This is a genomic window from Vibrio sp. AND4, from assembly GCF_000171815.1.
Taxonomy (GTDB): Bacteria; Pseudomonadota; Gammaproteobacteria; order Enterobacterales; family Vibrionaceae; genus Vibrio.
Genome location: NZ_ABGR01000029.1, coordinates 1 through 21,963, shown reverse-complemented (window position 1 = coordinate 21,963; position 21,963 = coordinate 1). Strand labels below are relative to the sequence as shown.

General features: G+C 45.2%; 21 protein-coding genes. 11 read left to right on the top strand and 10 right to left on the bottom strand.

The features are described from left to right. The first annotated feature begins 102 nt into the window (after window positions 1-102). Window positions 103-720 carry a LuxR/HapR/OpaR family quorum-sensing transcriptional regulator gene (locus AND4_RS16350; protein ID WP_009844083.1) on the top strand — a complete coding sequence of 206 codons (618 nt, stop codon included), beginning with the start codon at window positions 103-105 and terminating at the stop codon, window positions 718-720. Between the two features lie 324 nt (window positions 721-1,044). On the opposite strand, the gene lpdA is transcribed toward AND4_RS16350, so the two are convergent. From lpdA to ampD, 5 genes are all read right to left on the bottom strand, one after another. After that, window positions 1,045-2,475, bottom strand: a complete 1,431-nt coding sequence (gene lpdA, locus AND4_RS16345; RefSeq protein WP_009844082.1) for a dihydrolipoyl dehydrogenase — start codon at window positions 2,473-2,475, stop codon at window positions 1,045-1,047. A gap of 243 nt (window positions 2,476-2,718) precedes the next feature. Beyond that, on the bottom strand, window positions 2,719-4,641 hold the full coding sequence (gene aceF / locus AND4_RS16340) for a pyruvate dehydrogenase complex dihydrolipoyllysine-residue acetyltransferase (protein ID WP_009844081.1): 1,923 nt from the start codon (window positions 4,639-4,641) through the stop codon (window positions 2,719-2,721). Between the two features lie 30 nt (window positions 4,642-4,671). Beyond that, a complete protein-coding gene (gene aceE / locus AND4_RS16335) occupies window positions 4,672-7,335 on the bottom strand; it encodes a pyruvate dehydrogenase (acetyl-transferring), homodimeric type (RefSeq protein ID WP_009844080.1) in 2,664 nt (887 codons plus the stop codon). Between the two features lie 55 nt (window positions 7,336-7,390). Beyond that, window positions 7,391-8,158, bottom strand: a complete 768-nt coding sequence (gene pdhR / locus AND4_RS16330) for a pyruvate dehydrogenase complex transcriptional repressor PdhR (RefSeq protein WP_009844079.1) — start codon at window positions 8,156-8,158, stop codon at window positions 7,391-7,393. Window positions 8,159-8,551: 393 nt separating this feature from the next. After that, window positions 8,552-9,103, bottom strand: a complete 552-nt coding sequence (gene ampD, locus AND4_RS16325) for a 1,6-anhydro-N-acetylmuramyl-L-alanine amidase AmpD (protein WP_009844078.1) — start codon at window positions 9,101-9,103, stop codon at window positions 8,552-8,554. Between the two features lie 92 nt (window positions 9,104-9,195). Here ampD and nadC point away from each other — a divergent pair, with 92 nt between their 5' ends. From nadC to yacG, 8 genes are all read left to right on the top strand, one after another. Continuing rightward, window positions 9,196-10,083, top strand: coding sequence for a carboxylating nicotinate-nucleotide diphosphorylase (gene nadC / locus AND4_RS16320; RefSeq protein WP_009844077.1), 888 nt, complete (start codon window positions 9,196-9,198; stop codon window positions 10,081-10,083). 276 nt (window positions 10,084-10,359) lie between these two features. After that, window positions 10,360-10,776 carry a pilin gene (locus tag AND4_RS16315; protein ID WP_009844076.1) on the top strand — a complete coding sequence of 139 codons (417 nt, stop codon included), beginning with the start codon at window positions 10,360-10,362 and terminating at the stop codon, window positions 10,774-10,776. Between the two features lie 6 nt (window positions 10,777-10,782). Continuing rightward, entirely contained in the window at window positions 10,783-12,468 is a 1,686-nt protein-coding gene (gene pilB / locus AND4_RS16310) for a type IV-A pilus assembly ATPase PilB (RefSeq protein WP_009844075.1), read from the top strand. A 33-nt stretch (window positions 12,469-12,501) separates the two neighbouring features. Continuing rightward, complete coding sequence (locus AND4_RS16305; protein ID WP_009844074.1) at window positions 12,502-13,725, top strand: type II secretion system F family protein; 1,224 nt, start codon at window positions 12,502-12,504, stop codon at window positions 13,723-13,725. A gap of 79 nt (window positions 13,726-13,804) precedes the next feature. Beyond that, on the top strand, window positions 13,805-14,674 hold the full coding sequence (locus AND4_RS16300) for an A24 family peptidase (RefSeq protein ID WP_009844073.1): 870 nt from the start codon (window positions 13,805-13,807) through the stop codon (window positions 14,672-14,674). Next, entirely contained in the window at window positions 14,675-15,289 is a 615-nt protein-coding gene (coaE, locus tag AND4_RS16295; RefSeq protein ID WP_009844072.1) for a dephospho-CoA kinase, read from the top strand. A 27-nt stretch (window positions 15,290-15,316) separates the two neighbouring features. Further along, window positions 15,317-16,057 (top strand): cell division protein ZapD, encoded by a 741-nt coding sequence (gene zapD / locus AND4_RS16290; protein ID WP_009844071.1) that lies wholly within the window; start codon window positions 15,317-15,319, stop codon window positions 16,055-16,057. Between the two features lie 62 nt (window positions 16,058-16,119). Beyond that, the gene (gene yacG / locus AND4_RS16285) at window positions 16,120-16,314 is read left to right on the top strand and encodes a DNA gyrase inhibitor YacG (RefSeq protein WP_009844070.1); all 195 of its coding nucleotides are present in this window, start codon (window positions 16,120-16,122) and stop codon (window positions 16,312-16,314) included. Between the two features lie 445 nt (window positions 16,315-16,759). On the opposite strand, the gene rplS is transcribed toward yacG, so the two are convergent. From rplS to ffh, 5 genes are all read right to left on the bottom strand, one after another. Beyond that, a complete protein-coding gene (gene rplS, locus AND4_RS16275; RefSeq protein WP_005476458.1) occupies window positions 16,760-17,113 on the bottom strand; it encodes a 50S ribosomal protein L19 in 354 nt (117 codons plus the stop codon). A gap of 59 nt (window positions 17,114-17,172) precedes the next feature. Then, a complete protein-coding gene (gene trmD / locus AND4_RS16270) occupies window positions 17,173-17,913 on the bottom strand; it encodes a tRNA (guanosine(37)-N1)-methyltransferase TrmD (protein WP_009844068.1) in 741 nt (246 codons plus the stop codon). A gap of 27 nt (window positions 17,914-17,940) precedes the next feature. Then, window positions 17,941-18,495 (bottom strand): ribosome maturation factor RimM, encoded by a 555-nt coding sequence (gene rimM, locus AND4_RS16265; RefSeq protein WP_009844067.1) that lies wholly within the window; start codon window positions 18,493-18,495, stop codon window positions 17,941-17,943. Window positions 18,496-18,519: 24 nt separating this feature from the next. Then, on the bottom strand, window positions 18,520-18,768 hold the full coding sequence (rpsP, locus tag AND4_RS16260) for a 30S ribosomal protein S16 (RefSeq protein WP_004410028.1): 249 nt from the start codon (window positions 18,766-18,768) through the stop codon (window positions 18,520-18,522). Between the two features lie 209 nt (window positions 18,769-18,977). Continuing rightward, window positions 18,978-20,351 (bottom strand): signal recognition particle protein, encoded by a 1,374-nt coding sequence (ffh, locus tag AND4_RS16255; RefSeq protein WP_009844066.1) that lies wholly within the window; start codon window positions 20,349-20,351, stop codon window positions 18,978-18,980. A gap of 213 nt (window positions 20,352-20,564) precedes the next feature. Between ffh and AND4_RS16250 the strand changes: the two genes are divergently transcribed. Beyond that, the gene (locus tag AND4_RS16250; protein WP_009844065.1) at window positions 20,565-21,359 is read left to right on the top strand and encodes an inner membrane protein YpjD; all 795 of its coding nucleotides are present in this window, start codon (window positions 20,565-20,567) and stop codon (window positions 21,357-21,359) included. Between the two features lie 147 nt (window positions 21,360-21,506). Continuing rightward, a partial coding sequence (locus AND4_RS16245) for a CNNM domain-containing protein (RefSeq protein WP_009844064.1) occupies window positions 21,507-21,963 on the top strand: 457 nt, incomplete at its 3' end.

The window sequence follows — 21,963 nt, the reverse complement described above, 5'->3', positions numbered from 1 at the left end:
AACATATGCACCATTACACTCATCAGTGCTTTAAGCAACTATAACAAAATCAATTAGGGGAACATCCCCAAAACATCAACTCAAATGGCAAGGAAAATAATTATGGACACAATTACAAAAAGACCTCGCACCAGGCTTTCACCTCTAAAACGTAAACAGCAGCTGATGGAAATCGCTCTTGAAGTGTTTGCACGTCGTGGTATTGGCCGTGGTGGTCACGCAGACATCGCCGAGATCGCTCAAGTTTCTGTTGCGACGGTATTTAACTACTTCCCAACCCGTGAAGACTTGGTGGATGAAGTTCTGAACCACGTTGTTCGTCAGTTCTCTAACTTTCTGTCTGACAATATTGATTTGGACATTCACGCGCGCGAAAACATCGCCAACATCAGCAATGCAATGATTGAGCTAATCAGCCAAGATTGCCATTGGTTGAAAGTTTGGTTTGAATGGAGCGCATCCACACGTGATGAAGTATGGCCACTGTTTGTCACCACAAATCGCACGAACCAAATGCTGGTACAAAACATGTTCATCAAAGCGATCGAACGTGGAGAAGTTTGTGACCAACATGAACCGGAACACTTGGCAAACCTATTCCATGGCATTTGCTACTCTATCTTCGTACAAGCAAATCGCTCTATGAGCGAAACTGAGCTAACGACTCTGGTCAGCTCGTACTTAGATATGCTTTGCATTTACAAACGTGAAAATCACTAAAAATAATTAGGCTTAGAAAAGCAAAGGCTGGTACTCAGGTATCGGCCTTTTTTGTTTTTGGGAAACGGGAAACGGGAAACGGGAAACGGGAAACGGGAAACGGGAAACGGGAAACGGGAAACGGGAAACGGCTTTATTTTGTCTTTCTAGGGACAAAACCCGTCAACTCCTTTTAGAGCCGAGCCTCTTTCAATAGCCTCCCAGTAATCACCTCTCGATTCCTAAAGCGAAGCGTTCCCGACTCTCCAAGCGCAGCGCTCTTTTCTTCCAATAAAAAAACCGCTGACAAGTCAGCGGTTTTTATCATTCAACGTTCAAGAAAAATTACTTTTTCTTTTTCACTGCTTTTTTGTTTGGAAGGTCAGTGATTGAGCCTTCAAATACTTCAGCCGCTAGACCCACAGACTCGTGTAGAGTTGGGTGAGCGTGGATAGTTAGTGCGATATCTTCTGCATCACAACCCATCTCGATAGCTAGACCGATTTCACCAAGCAGTTCACCACCGTTAGTACCAACGATAGCACCACCGATTACGCGGTGAGTCTCTTTATCAAAGATAAGCTTAGTCATACCGTCTGCACAGTCAGATGCGATTGCACGACCTGATGCTGCCCATGGGAATGTTGCCACTTCGTAGTTGATGCCTTCTGCTTTCGCTTCTTTCTCAGTCTTACCAACCCATGCCACTTCTGGCTCAGTGTAAGCGATTGAAGGAATAACTTTAGGGTCGAAGTAGTGTTTCTTACCAGAGATAACTTCTGCCGCTACGTGGCCTTCATGCACACCTTTGTGAGCAAGCATTGGTTGGCCAACTACGTCGCCGATCGCGTGGATGTGAGGAACGTTAGTGCGCATTTGCTTATCAACATTGATAAAGCCACGCTCATCCACTTCGATACCCGCTTTTTCAGCATCGATCAGTGCACCGTTTGGTACACGGCCAATAGCAACAAGAACGGCATCGTAACGCTCAGCTTCAGCCGGTGCTTTTTTGCCTTCCATTGAAACGTAGATACCGTCTTCTTTCGCTTCAACTGCTGTCACTTTAGTTTCAAGCATTAGCTTGAACTTGTCTTTGATACGCTTAGTGAAAACTTTAACGATGTCTTTATCCGCAGCTGGGATAACTTGGTCAAACATCTCTACGACATCGACTTTAGAACCTAGAGAGTGGTAAACCGTACCCATTTCTAGACCGATGATACCGCCACCCATGATAAGTAGTTTTTCTGGCACATCTTTCAGCTCTAGTGCATCCGTTGAATCCCAAATACGTGGGTCTTCATGCGGGATGAATGGTAGTTTGATTGGGCGAGAACCCGCAGCAATGATAGCGTTGTCGAAGTTAACCGTTGTTGACTCGCCTTCACCTTCTACAAGGATAGAATTAGGGCTTGTGAACTTACCGTAGCCGTTTACTACCGTAACATTACGCATCTTAGCCATACCGCTAAGACCGCCAGTCAGCTGGTTTACAACTTTCTCTTTCCAAATACGGATTTTGCTGATGTCAGTTTGTGGTTCGCCAAACACAACGCCGTGTTCAGCCATCGCTTTTGCTTCTTCGATAACTTTTGAAACGTGAAGAAGTGCTTTAGATGGAATACAACCAACGTTTAGACATACACCGCCAAGAGTGCTGTAACGTTCAACGAGTACTGTCTCTAGACCTAAATCCGCACAACGGAATGCCGCTGAGTAACCAGCAGGACCAGAACCAAGTACAACAACTTGGGCTTTAATTTCTTTGCTCATTGTGACCTCTTGTAGTCATTATCCCTAACAGGCTGAGTAGATGTTCTTAAATTATTAGGCTTTCAAACGGTCAATATTTTACAGAGATGTTAACAGTGTGAAAGCAGCTTTAAGTTAGCCTGTGAGCTAGACAACAATTCATCTTCCCGATTCTGAACTAGGGAAGAAATTGTCGTCTAAAAATAGTCGTTTACATAAAGAATTAAGGTGACCCGAAAGCCACCTTAACTATTACTTTCTCTATTACAGTACTAAGCGACGAATGTCAGACAGTGCACCATTTAGGAAAGTAATGAAGCGTGCACCTTCTGCGCCATCGATCACACGGTGGTCGTATGATAGAGACAGTGGAAGTTGTAGGCGTGGTTCGAATTCTTTACCGTTCCACACTGGCTTCATTTCAGATTTAGATACACCTAGGATACCAACTTCTGGCGCGTTTACGATTGGTGTGAACGCTGTACCACCGATGCCGCCAAGGCTAGAGATTGTGAAACAACCGCCTTGCATATCAGACGCCGTTAGTTTACCCGCACGTGCTTTCTTAGAAATCGCCATTAGCTCTTCAGATAGCTCGTAGATGCCTTTCTTGTTCACGTCTTTGAATACAGGAACAACCAGACCGTTCGGCGTATCGACTGCGATACCTACGTTTACATACTTCTTAAGAATGATGCTTTCGCCATCTTCAGAAAGTGAAGAGTTAAACGCTGGGAACGCTTCTAGTGCTTTCGCGACCGCTTTCATGATGAACACAAGTGGTGTGATCTTCATGCCTGTATCTTTCTTCGCTTCGATGGCATTCTGTTCTTTACGGAATGCTTCTAGCTCAGTGATATCAGCGTTGTCCCACTGTGTAACGTGCGGGATCATCACCCAGTTACGGTGTAGGTTTGCACCAGAGATCTTCTTGATCTTAGAAAGCTTCTTAACTTCCGTTTCGCCGAACTTGCTGAAATCAACTTTTGGCCAAGGCAGTAGACCAAGTGCAGCACCGTCGCCTTTGCCAGATGCTGCTGCACCTGCGCCAGACTCAAGACGCTTAAGCGCATCTTTAACGTAAGCTTGAACGTCTTCTTTTAGTACACGGCTCTTACGACCAGTACCTTTCACTTTCGCAAGATTTACACCGAATTCGCGAGCCAGACGACGAACAACTGGAGATGCATGTGCGTACTCGTTGTTCTCTTGGAAGTCGCCAGTCGCTGCAGGAGCTTCAGCTTTAGGACGGTCCGCCGCTGGAGCTGCTGCTTGTGCAGGTGCTGCAACAGGAGCAGGAGCTGCGCCTTCAACCGGGGTGCCAGCCACAACGAAAGTCATGATTAGAGAGCTAGTTGATACTTTGTCGCCAACTGCAATCTTGATTTCTTTTACTGTACCAGCAAATGGTGCAGGAACTTCCATCGACGCTTTGTCGCCTTCAACAGTGATTAGAGATTGCTCTTCTTCTACTGTATCGCCAACCGCTACCATGATCTCAGTAACTTCTACTTCGTCACCGCCGATGTCAGGAACGTTTACTTCTTTCTCTGCAGATGCTGCTGGAGCCGCTGCAGGTGCCGCTGCAGGTGCCGCTGGAGCTTCTACTGCAGCAGGAGCCGCTGCTGCGCCTGAACCAGCAGTTTCGAATACCATGATTAGAGAACCAGTTGTTACTTTATCGCCAGCAGCAACTTTGATCTCTTTTAGCGTACCAGCGAATGGCGCTGGAACTTCCATTGATGCTTTGTCGCCTTCAACCGTCAGAAGAGATTGCTCTTCTTCGATGCTGTCGCCAACTGCAACCATGATTTCAGTAACTTCAACTTCGTCGCCACCAATATCTGGGACGTGAACTTCTTTAAGTTCCTTCGTAACTGGGGCCGCTACTGCTGGAGCTGCAGCAACTGGTGCCGCCGCTTCAACTGCTGGCGCAGCCGGTGCTGCTGCAGCACCTTCCGCTTCGAAAATCATGATTAGAGAACCGGTCGCAACAGAGTCACCTTCCGCTACTTTGATTTCTTTAACAATACCTGTGTGAGACGCTGGAACTTCCATAGAAGCTTTGTCGCCTTCAACAGTGATCAGAGACTGCTCTTCTTCAACCTTGTCGCCAACGCTTACAAGAATCTCAGTAACTTCAACCTCATCCGCACCGATGTCAGGTACATTAATTTCGATTGCCATTGCTTATTTACCTTCTAGTTAAGCGCTGTATTAAGCGTAAAGTGGGTTTGTTTTTTCAGTGTCAATGTTGAACTTAGCAATTGCTTCAGTAACAACAGACTTCTCAACATCACCACGATTTGCTAGTTCAGTTAGTGCTGCAACTACTACGTAGCCCGCGTTAACTTCGAAGTGGCGACGTAGGTTTTCACGGCTGTCTGAGCGACCAAAACCGTCAGTACCAAGAACTTTGTAAGACTCAGTAGGCATGAATGCGCGTACTTGCTCTGCGTAGTTCTTCATGTAGTCGGTCGCAGCGATTGCTGGCTCTTTACCTAGAACAGTAGTGATGTACGGTACTTTTGCTTCAGCTTCAGGGTGAAGCATGTTGTAGCGCTCTGCATTTTGACCATCACGAGTTAGCTCGTTGAATGAAGTTACAGAGAATACGTCAGATGCTACGCCGTACTCTTCACTTAGGATAGTCGCAGCTTTACGTACTTCGTTCATGATAGTACCAGAGCTCATTAACTGAACTTTACCCTTGGCGCCTTCGTGAGACTCAAGCTTGTAAATACCCTTACGGATGCCGTCTTCAGCGCCTTCTGGCATTGCTGGCATTGCGTAGTTTTCATTCATTACTGTTAGGTAGTAGTAAATGTTTTCTTGCTCAGGACCGTACATACGACGGATACCATCTTGCATAATTACTGCTAGCTCGTAAGCGAATGTTGGGTCGTAAGAGATACAGTTCGGGATGGTATTCGCTTGAATATGCGAGTGACCATCTTCGTGCTGCAGACCTTCACCATTTAGTGTTGTACGACCAGCGGTAGCACCTAGTAAGAAGCCACGAGCTTGTTGGTCACCTGCTAGCCATGCCATGTCGCCAATACGTTGGAAACCGAACATTGAGTAGTAGATGTAGAACGGGATCATTGGCAGATCGTTTGTGCTGTAAGAAGTCGCAGCAGCAACCCAAGATGCCATTGAACCTAGCTCGTTGATACCTTCTTGAAGAACTTGGCCTGACGTTGCTTCTTTGTAGTAAGAAACGATGCCTTTATCTTCAGGTGTGTACTCTTGACCGTCTGGGTTGTAGATACCCACTTGACGGAATAGACCTTCCATACCGAACGTACGCGCTTCATCACAGATGATAGGAACGATGTTCTTACCGATGTTCTTGTCTTTAAGCAGGATGTTCAACGTACGTACGTAAGCCATAGTCGTTGAGATTTCACGCTTCTGGGCACCCAGTAGAGGAGCAAACTCTTCTAGCTCAGGTACTTTGAATTCCTGTGTGAAGTTAGGTAGACGCTGTGGCGTGTAACCTTTCAGAGCTTTACGACGAGCGTGTAGGTATTCGTATTCAGCAGAACCTTCTTCCAGTTTTAGGTAAGGAAGTTCAGCCACTTTTTCATCAGAAAGAAGATCTTGTAGACCTAGACGATCACGTAGGTATTGTACGTGAGTCATGTCCATCTTCTTAACGCCGTGAGCGATGTTCTTACCTTCAGCTGCTTCACCCATGCCGTAACCTTTAACAGTCTTAGCTAGGATTACCGTTGGCTTACCACCTGTCTCTTTTGCATTGTTGAATGCAGCGAACAGTTTAGAAGAATCGTGACCACCACGCTTCAGTTCGAAGATTTGGTCATCAGTCATGTCTGCAACGAGTGCAGCAGTTTCTGGGTACTTACCAAAGAAGTGCTCACGTACGTATGCACCGTCTTTAGATTTAAATGTTTGGTAGTCGCCATCGATCGTTTCGTTCATAAGCTGTAGTAGCTTACCAGTCGTATCTTTAGCTAGTAGTGCATCCCAGTTGTTACCCCAGATAACTTTAACTACGTTCCAACCTGCACCTTTGAATAGACCTTCAAGTTCTTGAATGATCTTACCGTTACCCATTACAGGGCCATCTAGACGCTGTAGGTTACAGTTAATTAGGAAACATAGGTTGTCTAGTTTCTCACGCGCAGCGAAAGAGATAGCGCCGCGTGATTCTGGCTCATCCATCTCGCCGTCGCCTAGGAAAGCGTACACACGTTGAGCAGAAGTATCTTTTAGACCACGGCCGTTAAGGTACTTAAGGAAACGAGCTTGATAAATAGCAGAGATTGGACCAAGACCCATAGATACCGTTGGGAATTGCCAGAACTCAGGCATAAGTTTAGGGTGCGGGTATGATGGCACACCTTTACCGTCTACTTCTTGACGGAAGTTGTCTAGTTGCTCTTCAGTCAGACGACCTTCAACGAATGCACGAGAGTAAATACCCGGTGAAATGTGACCTTGGTAGTAAACTAGATCGCCGCCATCTGTCTCATTTGGAGCACGGAAGAAGTGGTTGAAACAAACTTCGTAGAACGCTGCTGCTGACTGGTAAGAAGCCATGTGACCGCCAAGGTCTAGGTCTTTCTTAGAAGCACGCAGAACGATCATGATCGCGTTCCAACGAATAATCGAACGAATACGACGCTCAAGAGTTACATCACCAGGGTAAGCTGGTTCTTGTGCTGCTGGAATAGTGTTGATGTAGTTTGTGTTGATGCCAGTTGGCATATCAACGCCGTCTAGACGTGCTTTTTCTAGAACGGTTTCTAGTAGAAACTGTGCACGTTCTACACCTTCTTCACGAACAACGGACTCAAGAGCCTCTAGCCAATCTTGAGTTTCCAGTGCATCTACGTCATGCTTCATGTCAGACATGGCGATCTATCCTTCTGTTGGTTGGATGTACTTATTTAAGTAAGCGACTCTTATGTTAAGAATCGTTACCTTGCTGAATTCGACGTAGAGAACGCTCTCGTCGAGACTCTTCTCGAGTCAAATCCAACAATGTTTCTTCGATATAAGCTAAGTGTGAGTGAGACATTTCACGTGCCTTTTCAGGCTGACCAGAAACAATCGCATCCACGATATTAGCTCTGTGTTTACTTACTTTATCCACCACTTCTTCGCGGCGATGTAAGAGCTTTAAATTCTGTAGAACATTTTGCTCAAGCAAAGGGGCAAGGCTACGAACAATATGAAGCAAAACAACATTGTGTGCTGCTTCTGTTAAAGCAATAAGGAACTGCATCACTGCCGCTGCTTCTGCTTCGACGTTGTCGCCTTTTTGCTCTTCGCTGATTCGATTCAAGCATGCTTGAATGCGAGCAAAATCTTCATCGGTACCACGCAGTGCTGCAAAGTACGCTGATATACCTTCCATCGCGTGGCGCGACTCAAGCAGGTCTAACTGCGTTTCAGAGTGAGATGACAATAGGTTCAACAAAGGGTCTGAGAAACTCTTCCAAATGTTTTCGCTAACGAATGTGCCACCGCCTTGACGACGAGTAAGCAGACGTTTTGCTTCTAAACGCTGAATGGCTTCACGGACAGATGGACGAGACACATCGAACTGCTTTGCGAGTTCGCGCTCTGGAGGCAGTTGTTGCCCCGGAGAAAGTGTCCCTTCCACAATCAGCCGTTCCAGCTCTTGTTCAATAACATCAGAGAGCTTCGGCTGACGAATCCTTTGATAAGCCATAATTTATTATTCTTCTTACTCTTGCAGGTAATTGGTAATACCAATTTTTAATTGCTGCAGAAATTAACATAATTAAAACGCCACTGTCCAGCCAAAAGTTGACCTAAATCATAGAATGGGATGGCAACTAACAGTTTGATAACAACCACCCATCAAAGCAACGAAAAATTGGTATGACCAATTACAGAAACGAACGGTGTTAGGAGTCTTGCTGCGAATAATATCGCTCAACAAGAATAAAAATCACCTGTACGTTTATCCGCCACGAACCGTTTCAGTATCCAACATGCCGTTAGCTCTTAACATGCACTGATATTTTTCGTATCAAAAAAGGCATACCTGAGTGTATGCCTTATGTATTTCTGTTTTTTGAATTTGCACTTTCGCTACAAGTTAACTTTGTAGTTGCTGCCTGTACTTGACCCAGTCAAAGCTTAGACCAGGATCGGCTTTTCTCAAGGGAGCGATATACTGATGCCCTGTGATTCGAGGCAAGGTGATTTTTGGGTAGGCATGCATAGCGGCTTGGGTTAATGCAGTAAGTGATTGATATTGCTCTTCTGTGTAAGCAACAAATTCCGTACCTTCCAGTTCGACACCGATTGAATAATCATTACAACCTTCACGGCCAGCAAAGCGAGACTGCCCTGCATGCCATGCCCTATCAAGAAAAGAAACAAACTGAACTATTTCACCATTACGTTTTATCAAGCAATGTGCCGAAACGCCCATTTTGTGAATGACCTCGAAAAATGGATGGGCGCAGGGATCAAGCGTGCCAGTAAAGAACGCCTCGATATAAGGACCACCAAATTGCCCCGGTGGTAAACTGATATTGTGAACCACCAGCAGAGAGATATCTTCTTTATCTGAACGAGCATCAAAAAATGGTGACGGGACATGCTTTGCCTTCGTCAACCAACCATTCTCGATTTTTAGGTACATATCAACCTCTCTACTTTACAAATTAACTGCTGAAATTATTAACACTGGAGAGTATCATTCGTTGCCATCTCCCTTTCAAGACAAGATTTGCGATGAAGAACACACACAATAGCCAAGAACGCTTAGAATACCTCAAGCAACAGCTTCCATTGGAAATTACTCGCGCCGTAGCCGATACCCTAAAAGAAGATCTCGGTGGTACACTGGACGCCAATAAAGACATCACCGCATCGCTTATCCCTGTAGACGCAGTCAATACCGCTACTATCATCACTCGTGAGCACGGTGTGTTTTGTGGTCAAGCGTGGGCAGATGAAGTATTCAAACAACTGGGTGGCAAAGTGACCATCGAGTGGCACGTCAAAGACGGTGACAACGTTGAGCCTAACCAAACACTTTGCACCCTGACTGGCCCTGCTCGGGATTTGCTCACCGGCGAGCGAAACGCAATGAACTTTATTCAAACCCTTTCAGGTTGCGCAACCACCACGGCTCAATATGCAGCAAAAATTGCTCACACTGAATGTCGTCTATTAGACACACGTAAGACTATTCCCGGTCTGCGCAGTGCTCTGAAGTACGCAGTGGCATGCGGCGGCGGTTTCAACCATCGTATCGGTGTATTCGATGCATACCTAATCAAAGAAAATCACATCATTGCGTGTGGCGGCATTACTCAGGCAATTAACACCGCAAAAACACTGAACCCAGGCAAGCCAGTTGAAGTAGAAACTGAAAGCTTGGATGAGCTAAAAGCGGCGATCGAAGCAGGTGCAGACATCATTATGCTCGATAACTTCACTAAGGCGATGATGCGCGAGGCTGTGACCATCAATGCTGGCCGCGCGGCATTGGAAAACTCGGGTAATATAACGCTGGATACTATCGCTGAATACGCAGAAACTGGCGTAGATTACATCTCAGTCGGAGCTTTGACCAAGCACCTAAAAGCGATGGATCTTTCAATGCGCTTTCAGTAAACCAAACTGAATAATCAAGGGTAACGCTCTGAATCTTGACGCGTTGCACTGCTCCCCTCCAATTAAAGAGCCACACGGCTCTTTATTTTTATCTGCTTTAAAAACGCTACCCGCTTGAAAACGGTCCTAATCACAAAATCTTGCACATAGAATGCAATCAGAGTGCCTAAATTCTCTGGCTCACTCGAAAGGCACCCTATTTTCAGTTTCCACTTGTTTTCACTCTTTTTACCCTCTCGTGCAGTGACTAGTATTTACCACCGGTAAGGAAAAACGATGCAAACAAATAAACAACAGGGTTTTACACTGATTGAACTAATGATTGTTGTGGCGATTATTGGTGTTCTGGCAGGCGTCGCCATTCCTGCCTACAAGAACTACGTTAAAAAATCAGAAGCCGCAGCGGGAATGGTCACAGTGCGTGCTCTTTTAACAAATATTGACGTATACATTCAGGAAAATGGCTCATTTCCCGCCACTGACAAACTTGCAGACCTTGGCGCTTCTGCGGGTATGAACACCCTTGGAACAATAGCATTGGCTCAAGATGGAAGTGCCTCAGAAGCAGGAAGCGTCGCATTCAACTTTGGTACGGGCGCTGCACTGAATAGCACAAACATCACCTACACTCGAAGTGCTTCAGGTTGGTCTTGCAATCACACGACAGGGCTCACAATCAAAAGCTGTAACTAAATAGCAATGCAAACCAAGCTGCCGCTCCTTCTTCGCCAACTAGACGTGCTGACGCTCTCCCAAGAACAGTCGTTGCTTGAGCAAATTAAAGTTTCTGGTATTTCAATGTCGGAGGCTCTGTTTAACTCTGGTTTTTTCCAACCCGATGAATTATTAGAACACCTAAGTTCTATTTTCGGTCTGTCTTACACAACGGTGAGCCAGTACGAATACGCCTCGCTATGCCAAACGCTTGGTTTGCGCGACCTCATCACTCGGCATAACGCTTTACCACTTAAGCGAACCTCTTCAACCTTGGTACTTGCCGTTGCAGATCCGACCAACCTTCAAGCCGAAGACGACTTCCGTTTCGCGACAGGTTTACAAGTCGAACTTGTTTTGGCTGACTTTGGTGAACTCGCCGCTGCGATACGACGTTTGTATGGTCGAGCACTAGAGCAGGAAAAATCCGGTCTTAAAGAGATCAACCAAGATGAATTGACGAGGCTTGTTGATATTGGTGAGGATGAGATTGAAAACATCGAAGATCTCAGCCAAGACGATTCTCCAGTCAGTCGTTACATCAACCAAATACTGCTCGATGCCGTCCGTAAAGGCGCTTCTGATATTCACTTCGAGCCCTACGAAGACATGTACCGAGTTCGTTTGCGCTGCGATGGGATTCTAGTCGAAACCCAACAACCGCCAAGCCACTTAAACCGTCGCCTCTCAGCTCGAATAAAAATTTTATCTAAGCTTGATATTGCCGAGCGCCGCTTACCTCAAGATGGGCGTATCAAGCTCAAGTTAAATCACGATACCGCGATTGATATCCGAGTCTCTACGCTGCCAACTCTGTTTGGGGAAAAGATAGTATTACGTTTGCTCGACAGTCGCTTGGCGACATTAAACATCAATAAACTCGGTTATAACGAGCAACAAAAACAACTTTATTTAGAGGCTCTGCGCCGTCCGCAAGGTATGATCCTGATGACAGGCCCAACAGGCAGTGGTAAGACAGTCTCACTCTATACTGGATTGAATATTCTAAACAAACCAGAGATCAATATCTCCACCGCTGAAGACCCGGTTGAGGTTAACCTCACTGGTATCAACCAAGTTCAAGTACAGCCAAAAATCGGCTTTGGTTTTGCACAGGCGCTCCGTTCTTTTTTGCGTCAAGATCCGGATGTTGTCATGGTGGGTGAGATCCGAGATCTCGACACTGCCGAAATCGCCATTAAAGCGTCGCAGACTGGGCACTTAGTCCTTTCAACTTTGCACACTAACTCCGCTGCCGAAACCGTTATCCGATTATCGAATATGGGCGTTGAAAGCTTTAATCTCCCCTGTTCACTTAGCTTAATCATCGCTCAGCGTCTTGCCCGAAAACTGTGTCCCCACTGCAAGCTGCCGCAAACGCCAAATGCTCAATTACAGCATATTGGTATTACCAATAGTGATGATATCTTTCAAGCTAATTCAGACGGTTGTAACGAATGTACTCAGGGTTATTCTGGAAGAACAGGTATTTTCGAAATGATGAAGTTTGATCAATCCCTTTCTGAAGCGCTCATCAAGGGGGCTTCGACACACGAATTAGAGACACTCGCCATTGCCAATGGTATGCAAACTCTAAAAATGTCTGGCACCGAAAAGCTCAAACAAGGTATTACCAGCTTTAGTGAGCTACAGCGCGTCCTTTACTTTTAACATTTCCAGAATTTATTAGGCTTAACCCAGTTTATGAAAATTGTCACTCCTCAACTCAAAAACTACCGTTGGAAAGGCATCAATCGTTCAGGAAAGAAAATCTCTGGTAACGTGCTCGCGATAACAGAGTTAGAAGTAAGAGAACACCTAGATGCTCAACACATTACAATCAAAAAACTTAAGAAAGGCAGCATTTCTTTTATTACTAAGTTCAATCATCGAATCAAAGGGAAGGATGTCACAGTGTTCACCCGTCAAATTACCACCATGCTAATGACGGGTGTACCCATTGTTCAAGCACTGAAGTTGGTTGCAAAAAGCCACAAAAAAGCCGAGATGAAATCGACTCTAATGAGTATCACACGAGCCGTAGAGGCTGGTACGCCGATATCGAAAGCCATGGGAACGACCAGTAAACACTTTGACCCACTTTATACCAATTTAATTGCCACTGGGGAGCAATCCGGTAACTTACCTCAAGTTTTTGACCGCCTAGCAACTTACCGCGAAAAGAGCGAACAGCTGCGCGCAAGAGTGGCCAAAGCGCTGATTTATCCGACTATGGTTATTTTAGTCGCCCTCGGGGTTTGCTATTTAATGCTTACTCAAGTTATCCCTGAATTTGAAAAGATGTTTGTTGGCTTTGGCGCTGACTTACCCGCTTTTACCCAAACGATACTTGACCTCTCTGCTTGGATTCAAAACTGGGGGCACCTCGCTGGGCTAGTTTTTTTCATCCTGCTCATCTATTCAAACATCATGGTAAGTCGTTCCGCCCCCTTCAAACTATTACTCGCTCGTTGGAGTTTAAATATCCCCATCTTAGGTCCTGTGTTATCCAAAGCCGCCATTGCTCGGTTTAGTCGAACTTTAGCCACCAGCTTTAGTTCAGGTATCCCAATTCTCATCGCACTGAAAACCACATCAAAAATCTCAGGTAATATGTACTATCAACTCGCAATCGAAGACGTTTACCGAGACACAGCGGCAGGCATGCCAATGTATGTTGCTATGCGTAATGGTAACGTATTCCCAGAATTGGTTTGGCAAATGGTGATGATTGGTGAAGAATCAGGTCGCTTAGATGACATGCTCAACAAGATAGCGACTATTTATGAATTTGAAGTGGATAGCACCGTCGATAATCTGAGTAAGATTTTAGAACCGCTACTCATCATTTTTCTTGGTGTGGTGATTGGAGGTCTAGTTATAGCGATGTACTTACCCATCTTTAATTTGATGAGCGTAATAGGATAGAATGATCCTTTAGTAAATTAACTATATCAAAACAGCATGTTGCTTACTGCTCATTTGATTCATCGTTCAAGAGACAGATATGGAAGTATTCCAGTACTACCCATGGCTATTCGTTGTATTTGCCACGATTTTTGGTTTGATCGTCGGTAGCTTTCTCAACGTGGTTATTTACCGCTTACCCAAAATCATGGAGCTAGAATGGCGACGCGACTGCGCTGAATCCTTCCCTGAATACAAAATTGAACCTCCCAAAGAGGCGCTAACTTTAAGCGTGCCGCGCTCATCTTGCCCGCAATGCAAAACACCAATTCGCATCCGAGATAACATTCCTGTGGTGAGCTGGCTATTGCTGAGAGGCAAATGTCATCATTGCCAATCTTCCATCAGTGCTCGCTATCCTATTATCGAACTACTAAGCGCATTTTGTTGCGGGTTTCTCGCTTTTCATTTTGGTTTTAGCTATTTCACTGTGGCGTTGATTTTCTTTACCTTGTTGCTGATTGCAGCCACGTTCATCGACCTCGATACTATGTTGTTGCCAGACCAACTGACTCTGCCATTAATGTGGGGTGGAATCACACTGGCTCTGATTGGTGTCAGCCCAATTAGCCTACAAGATTCCGTTATTGGCGCGATGACCGGTTACCTGAGCCTTTGGAGTGTTTATTGGCTGTTTAAACTCCTAACAGGTAAAGAAGGCATGGGCTATGGAGACTTCAAACTCCTTGCAGCATTAGGCGCTTGGCTAGGTTGGCAATCTCTACCAATGATCATTTTGCTCTCCTCAGTTGTCGGTGTCATTTTTGGTCTTATCCAATTGCGCTTGCAGAAACAAGGCATAGAGAAAGCTTTTCCTTTCGGTCCTTACCTCGCGATTGCGGGTTGGGTGAGCCTAATTTGGGGCCATCAGATCCTCAACTGGTACTTTACGTCAATCCTAGGAGTCTAAATGACTTTGGTTATAGGCCTTACTGGTGGCATCGCTAGTGGCAAAACTACAGTGGCAAACCTGTTTCAACAAGAGTTCAACATCGACATTGTTGATGCTGATATCGTGGCACGCGAAGTGGTAGAGCCCGGAACTTCAGGGCTAAATGCCATTTTCGAGCACTTTGGCGCGGATATTATCTGCGATAACCAAACACTGGATAGAGCCAAGTTAAGAGAGCGGATTTTTTCTAATCCGAAGGAAAAAGCTTGGCTAAACAGCTTATTACATCCCATTATCCGTGAAAAAATGGTCGAAGACTTAAAACAAGTCACATCAGACTATGCGCTTTTAGTTGTGCCTTTGTTGGTAGAGAACAAACTTGATAGCTTGTGTGATCGTGTTCTTGTCGTGGATGTTGATCCAAAAACTCAGGTATCCAGAACCGTAGAGCGCGATAACGTCAGCAAAAAGCAGGCCGAAGCCATCTTGGCATCTCAAGCTTCTCGTGAACAACGCCTCGCTCTGGCTGATGATATTGTAAAGAATAATCCAAATGACGCAGATCTTTTGCTTCAAGTCACAGATTTACACCAAAAGTACCTAGCCATGAGCAAGAAAAATCTGCGAGAATAGGTGTGAAATTCACCAAGGCTACCGTTGATGACCAAGCACAAATTTGAACATCCGTTAAATGAAAAAACTCGCATCTACTTAAGAGTCGAGTCTTTGCTTCGTCAGGCTCACCTAGCCTCTGGTTTTGCTGATAACCATCAATATCAGCTTTTCTTCCGCGCACTCTTCGACATGGTCGAAATCTTCGAGCAGATCCAACTGAAGAGCGAACTGGCGAAAGATCTTGAAAGACAACGTTTGGCTTATCGCAACTGGTTAAATGTTGAAGGTGTCGATCAACAAGCGCTTAGCGAACTCCTCAGAGAGATCGATGCCATACATAGCCAACTAATGACGGCTGAACGTTTCGGGCAGGCGCTTAAGGAAGATCGTTTCTTAAGTTCAATCCGCCAGCGTTTTAACTTACCTGGTGGCTCATGTTGTTTCGACCTGCCCGCTTTACATTACTGGCTTCACTTACCAATTGAACGTAAAAAGCATGATGCCAACCAATGGCAATCAAGCCTAGCCCCACTTGCAGATGCACTGGCTCTGTGGCTAAAACTGACTCGCGAAACGGGTCATTTTAAAGCCCAAATAGCGCGTGCAGGATTCTTCCAAAGTGACGCGGATGAAGCTAATATCCTACGTCTAAACATTCCAATGGAATATGGTGTTTACCCGATGATTTCGGGTCACAAAAACCGTTTTGCCATCAAATTTATGGCGTTTGAAAATGGACAAGCTTGTACCCAAGATGTCGAGTTTGAACTTGCGGTTTGTAGCTAAGCCCAAGACGCATTACCATAACCATAATCTCTTTTAATACCGAATAAATAGGACGAATGACAATGTCTAAAATAACCGTCGTTCCATGCCCACAATGTGGTGCTGACGTTGAATGGGGCGAGCAAAGTCCTTACCGCCCTTTTTGTAGCAAGCAGTGCCAAATGATTGATTTTGGCGAGTGGGCTGATGAAGACAACGCCATTGCTGGTGCTCCGGATATGTCAGACAGTGATGGTTGGTCTGAAGATCAGTACTAAAGTAAAGAATTGACAGGCTATAGAATCAAGAAACGAGAATGCTACGTTTCAAGAATAAAGAGAGGGGTTGGTGTGAGAGCATCGGCCCTTTTTTTTCGGGATTCGGGATTCGGGATTCGGGATTCGGGATTCGGGATTCGGGATTCGGGATTCGGGATTCGGGATTCGGGATTCGGGATTCGGGATTCGGGATTCGGGATTCGGGATTCGGGATTCGGGATTCGGGATTCGGCTCTATTTTGTTTTTTTAGAAACAAGTTCTGTCAACATCTTCAATACCAAACTTCTTGCACTAGCCCTCCAACAACACCTCTCGGTTCCTAAAGCGTAGCGTTCTCGATTCTCGAAGGACGAAGTCCGTTCCCTCAGCACTGCGCCCTTTTTCACGCATAAAAAAACGGAGCCCAGTTGGGCTCCGTTTACAATGAGAACGCTAGTTATAGCATTACTTCTTAGCAAGTTTCTCTTTGATACGAGCTGACTTACCAGAACGCTCACGTAGGTAGTACAACTTGGCACGACGTACTGCACCACGGCGTTTAACTTCGATGCTATCAACGATTGGAGAGTGTGTTTGGAACGTACGCTCAACACCTTCACCGTTAGAGATCTTACGTACAGTGAAAGCAGAGTGAAGACCACGGTTACGGATTGCGATTACAACGCCTTCGAAAGCCTGTAGACGCTCACGGTCACCTTCTTTTACCTTAACCTGAACTACAACAGTGTCACCTGGTGCGAATTTAGGAAGGTCTGATTTTAGTTGCTCTTCTTCAAGAGCCTTAATGATGTTGCTCATTTGTATAAATTCCTAGAATAAACTGATACTAAATTTAATAGGTTACTGCTTGCTTTTCGTTAAGAGCGTTGCTCTTTAATGAATTCAGCCAGTAATTGTTCCTGTTCGTCAGTCAGAGCTAGGTTTTCCAGGAGTTCTGGTCTTCTTAGCCAAGTTCGGCCCAACGATTGTTTCAATCGCCAGCGACGAATGTCCTTATGGTTTCCAGACTTGAGTACCGAAGGCACTTCTTTGTCGTCTAGCACCTCAGGGCGCGTATAGTGGGGACAATCTAGCAAACCATTTGCAAAAGAATCTTCTTCTGCTGACGCGAAATCTCCAAGTACCCCCGGGACAAACCGAGAGACTGAATCAATTAACGTCATGGCTGGCAGTTCACCGCCCGTCATCACAAAATCCCCAATCGACCATTCTTCGTCGACTTCAGATTGAATGATGCGCTCATCTACCCCTTCGTAGCGACCACAAATAAGAAGTAAATTCTCGTTTGTTGCCAGCTCTTCAACACCTTTCTGGTCGAGTTTGCGACCTTGAGGTGAAAGATAGATAACTTTCGTCTTTCCCGGTGATGCTTGTTTGGCAGTTTTGATAGCATCGCGCAAAGGCTGAACCATCATTAACATGCCAGGACCACCACCGTAAGGTCTGTCATCAACAGTGCGATGTTTATCATGAGTGAAATCACGAGGATTCCATGTCTCAATAGATAAAAGACCTTTCTTTACCGCTTGACCCGTTACTCCAAAATCAGTAACCGAACGGAACATTTCAGGAAATAGGCTAATTACGCCAACCCACATGTGTTCTCTCGCTCTATGATTTTAAAGTTAGAATCCAGGATCCCAGTCAACTTCGATCCGTTGAGCTTCGCGATCAACTTTCTTGATCACTTGCTCTTCAAGGTACGGCACTAACCGTTCCTTTTGTCCGAAAGCATCCTTAAGATTTGCTTTGATTACTAGAACATCATTTGAGCCTGTTTCTAGCATGTCAGTAACGACACCTAGATCGTAACCTTTTGTGGTTACTACTTGCATCCCAAACAATTCACGCCAGTAGAATTCCTCTTCTGACAATTCAGGTAACGAAGCAGGGTCTATTGCAATTTCAAAGTTAGTTAGTAGATGAGCGTCCTCGCGAACCTCAAAACCTTCTAGCTTACACACCATACCTTTGTTATGGCGTTTCCAGCTGTCTACTTTGTATTCAACCCACTTCCCCTTTTGGTTAACGTACCAAGGAGAGTAATCAAATATGCTTTCAGCGTTGTCTGTGTAGGAAAAAACTTTAAGCCAGCCACGAATGCCATAGGTAGCACCAAACTTGCCCATAACAATTTTTTCGTTTTGCTTGCTCATCGTTTCTTTACCCTTCATCGACATAAGCTACTTCTCTTTAAAAAAGAATTAAGCCGCTTTTTGAGCGTCTTTAACTAGCTTAGCAACGCGGTCTGATAGAGATGCGCCTTGACCAACCCAGTGGTTAACGCGATCTAGGTCTAGACGTAGACCTTCTTCTTGACCTTGAGCAGTAGGGTTAAAGAAACCTACTTTCTCGATGAAACGGCCAGTTGCAGCGTTACGGCTATCCGCAACTACGATTTGATAGAATGGACGCTTCTTCGCGCCGTGACGTGCCAAACGAATGGTTACCATGTCGTCCTCTTTGCTTTCTCAAAAATAAAATTAACCCCAACAATCGTCCAAAAAACTGAACAACCTGGGGTCTCGTGCCAAAATAAAGCTCCGGAATTTTACTCTTATCCCGGAGCAATGCAAGGATTTAGTTACTTTTCCACCAACATAAATTGATATTCAAGTTTGTGATGAATCTAACACCCTGAAACTAAAGTCTAGGCAATCGTTTAACGACCAAATGGGTTGAAGCCTCCGCCTCCCCCCATCATGCCTTGCATGTTACGCATCATGCCTTTCATTCCGCCCTTCTGCATTTTCTTCATCATCTTTTGCATTTGGGTGAATTGCTTAAGTAGACGGTTGACGTCCTGAACCTGAACACCAGAACCTGCAGCAATACGCTTTTTACGCGAACCTTTGATGATTTCTGGGCGTTGACGTTCTTTCATTGTCATTGAGCCAATGATGGCTTCCATTTGCTTGAACATCTTGTCGTCAACTTTATCTTTCACATCGGATGGTAGCTGAGACATACCAGGTAGCTTGTCTAGCATACCCATCATACCACCCATGTTTTGCATTTGGCCTAGCTGCTCACGAAAGTCTTCAAGGTCAAAACCTTTCTTTTCTTTGAACTTTTTCGCTAGTTTCTCTGCTTTTTCATGATCAACATTACGTTGTAAATCTTCAATCAGTGACAGCACGTCACCCATACCTAGAATGCGCGATGCAACACGATCCGGGTGGAACGGTTCTAGGGCATCGGTTTTTTCACCCACACCTAGGAATTTGATTGGCTTACCTGTGATATGACGAACCGATAGCGCCGCACCACCACGTGCGTCACCATCTACTTTAGTTAGAATCACACCCGTCAGCGGTAACGAATCACCGAATGCTTTTGCTGTATTCGCCGCATCTTGGCCTGTCATCGCGTCAACAACGAAAAGGGTCTCAACCGGGTTAATGGCTGAGTGAAGATCTTTTATCTCACCCATCATTTCTTCATCGATAGCCAAACGACCAGCCGTATCGACAATCAAGACGTCGAAGAACTTCTTCTTCGCGTGGTCAATCGCTGCGTTAGCAATATCAAGTGGTTTTTGATCTGGGGAAGATGGGAAGAAATCGACACCAACGTCTGATGCCAGTGTTTCAAGCTGTTTGATCGCCGCAGGACGGTATACGTCGGCTGAGACAACCAGGACTTTCTTCTTATCGCGCTCTTTTAGCAGCTTAGATAGTTTACCCACCGATGTGGTTTTACCCGCACCTTGTAAACCAGCCATCAAGATTACGGCTGGCGGCTGTGCTGCTAGGTCAAGCGCTTCATTAGATTCACCCATCACCACTTCAAGCTCAGCTTGAACGATCTTGATAAACTCTTGGCCCGGAGTGAGTGATTTAGAAACTTCGACGCCAACCGCTTTTTCTTTAACGCGGTTTACAAATTCACGCACGACAGGAAGCGCAACATCCGCTTCCAATAGTGCCATGCGCACTTCACGTAGGGTTTCTTTAATGTTGTCTTCGGTCAGACGACCTTTACCACTGATATTCTTCAGCGTTTTGGATAATCGATCCGTTAAATTCTCAAACATTTTTGTCTCTTCGCTAAAATGGCGATCAATGGTGTGAGTATACCTTAGCCAACGTCACAGTCATACCCGAACGCAGCCCTTATCCTTAACTTGAGGGCTAACTCGTTAATTTCAATATCTCATCTCTCGTGATTGATAAAGCATCGCCCATAGCCCCAAAGAGTAATGCAAGGTATAATATTGTCACCATTGTGCACAATAACTCTAAGACTCATGGATAGCTTAATTGCCATCGCAGCCGCCATTCTTTATTTTCTGGCGATCGCAACCATCATTCCCGGCCTCTCTCAGCAGTCAGGAATCAAAGTAAAAACCGTATTTGCCAGTGCGGCATGTGCGTTGGTTTTTCACGCTTGGATTCTGAGCGATCTGATTTTCAACGGCTCAGGACAAAATCTCAGTATTCTGAATGTTGCCTCTTTAATCAGCTTTATTATTTCTCTGGTGATGAGCCTCGCGATGCTCAAGAACCGCCTTTGGTTCCTTCTGCCTGTGGTTTATAGCTTTGCTGCCATCAATTTAACCGCAGCAACGTTCTTACCAAGTACCTTTGTAAAGCATTTAGAAAACGACCCTAAGTTACTCATCCACATTTCTTTTGCATTGTTCTCCTACGCGACGTTAACCATTGGTGCGCTTTATGCACTGCAATTAGCGTGGCTGGATCACAAGCTTAAAGCGAAAAAATCTTTAACAATTAACCCAAACTTGCCACCTTTAATGATGGTTGAGCGTCAACTATTTAAAATTATTCTGATTGGTAACTTGCTACTTACAGGGACTTTATTAACAGGGTTCGTTTTCGTGCAAGACATGTTTGCTCAAGGTAAAGCGCACAAGGGCATTCTGTCTTTTATTGCTTGGGTTGTGTACTCAATTCTTCTTTGGGGACATTACCAGAAAGGCTGGCGCGGCAAAAAGGTCACGTGGTTCGCGGTGGCAGGGGCAACATTGCTGACCTTGGCCTACTTCGGCAGTCGCTTCGTGAAAGAGATTATATTAAGTTGATGTACTCCATTTGCAATTAATAAGGGGTCATGGACTCCTTAACCTTTATATTAATTGGCAAATAAAATAGAGTACCCCTTATTGCATTGACTTACAGGTCAAGCTCGGTCATAAATTAACCAAACCTATACAAGGAACAGCAGCGTTTTGGACGACATCTCTACGGGTATCTTATTTGCGCTACTCGCGTGTCTTATCGTCATATCTGGTTACTTCTCCGGTTCAGAAACAGGGATGATGTCTTTGAACCGCTACCGCTTAAAGCACTTAGCCAATAATGGGCACAAGGGAGCAAGGCGAGTCGAAAAACTGCTAGGCCGCCCAGATCGTCTGATTGGTCTTATCCTTATCGGCAATAATCTAGTTAATATCCTTGCCTCTGCTATCGCAACCATTCTTGGTATGCGTTTATATGGCGATCTCGGTGTCGCGATAGCAACCGGTGCACTCACTATGATTGTTTTAGTGTTTGCCGAAGTTACACCAAAAACCATCGCGTCGCTCTACCCAGAGCGTGTTTCCTACGCAAGCAGTATCCTGCTTATTATTCTGATGAAGATACTATCACCACTGGTGATACTGGTGAACTTCATTACCAATGGCT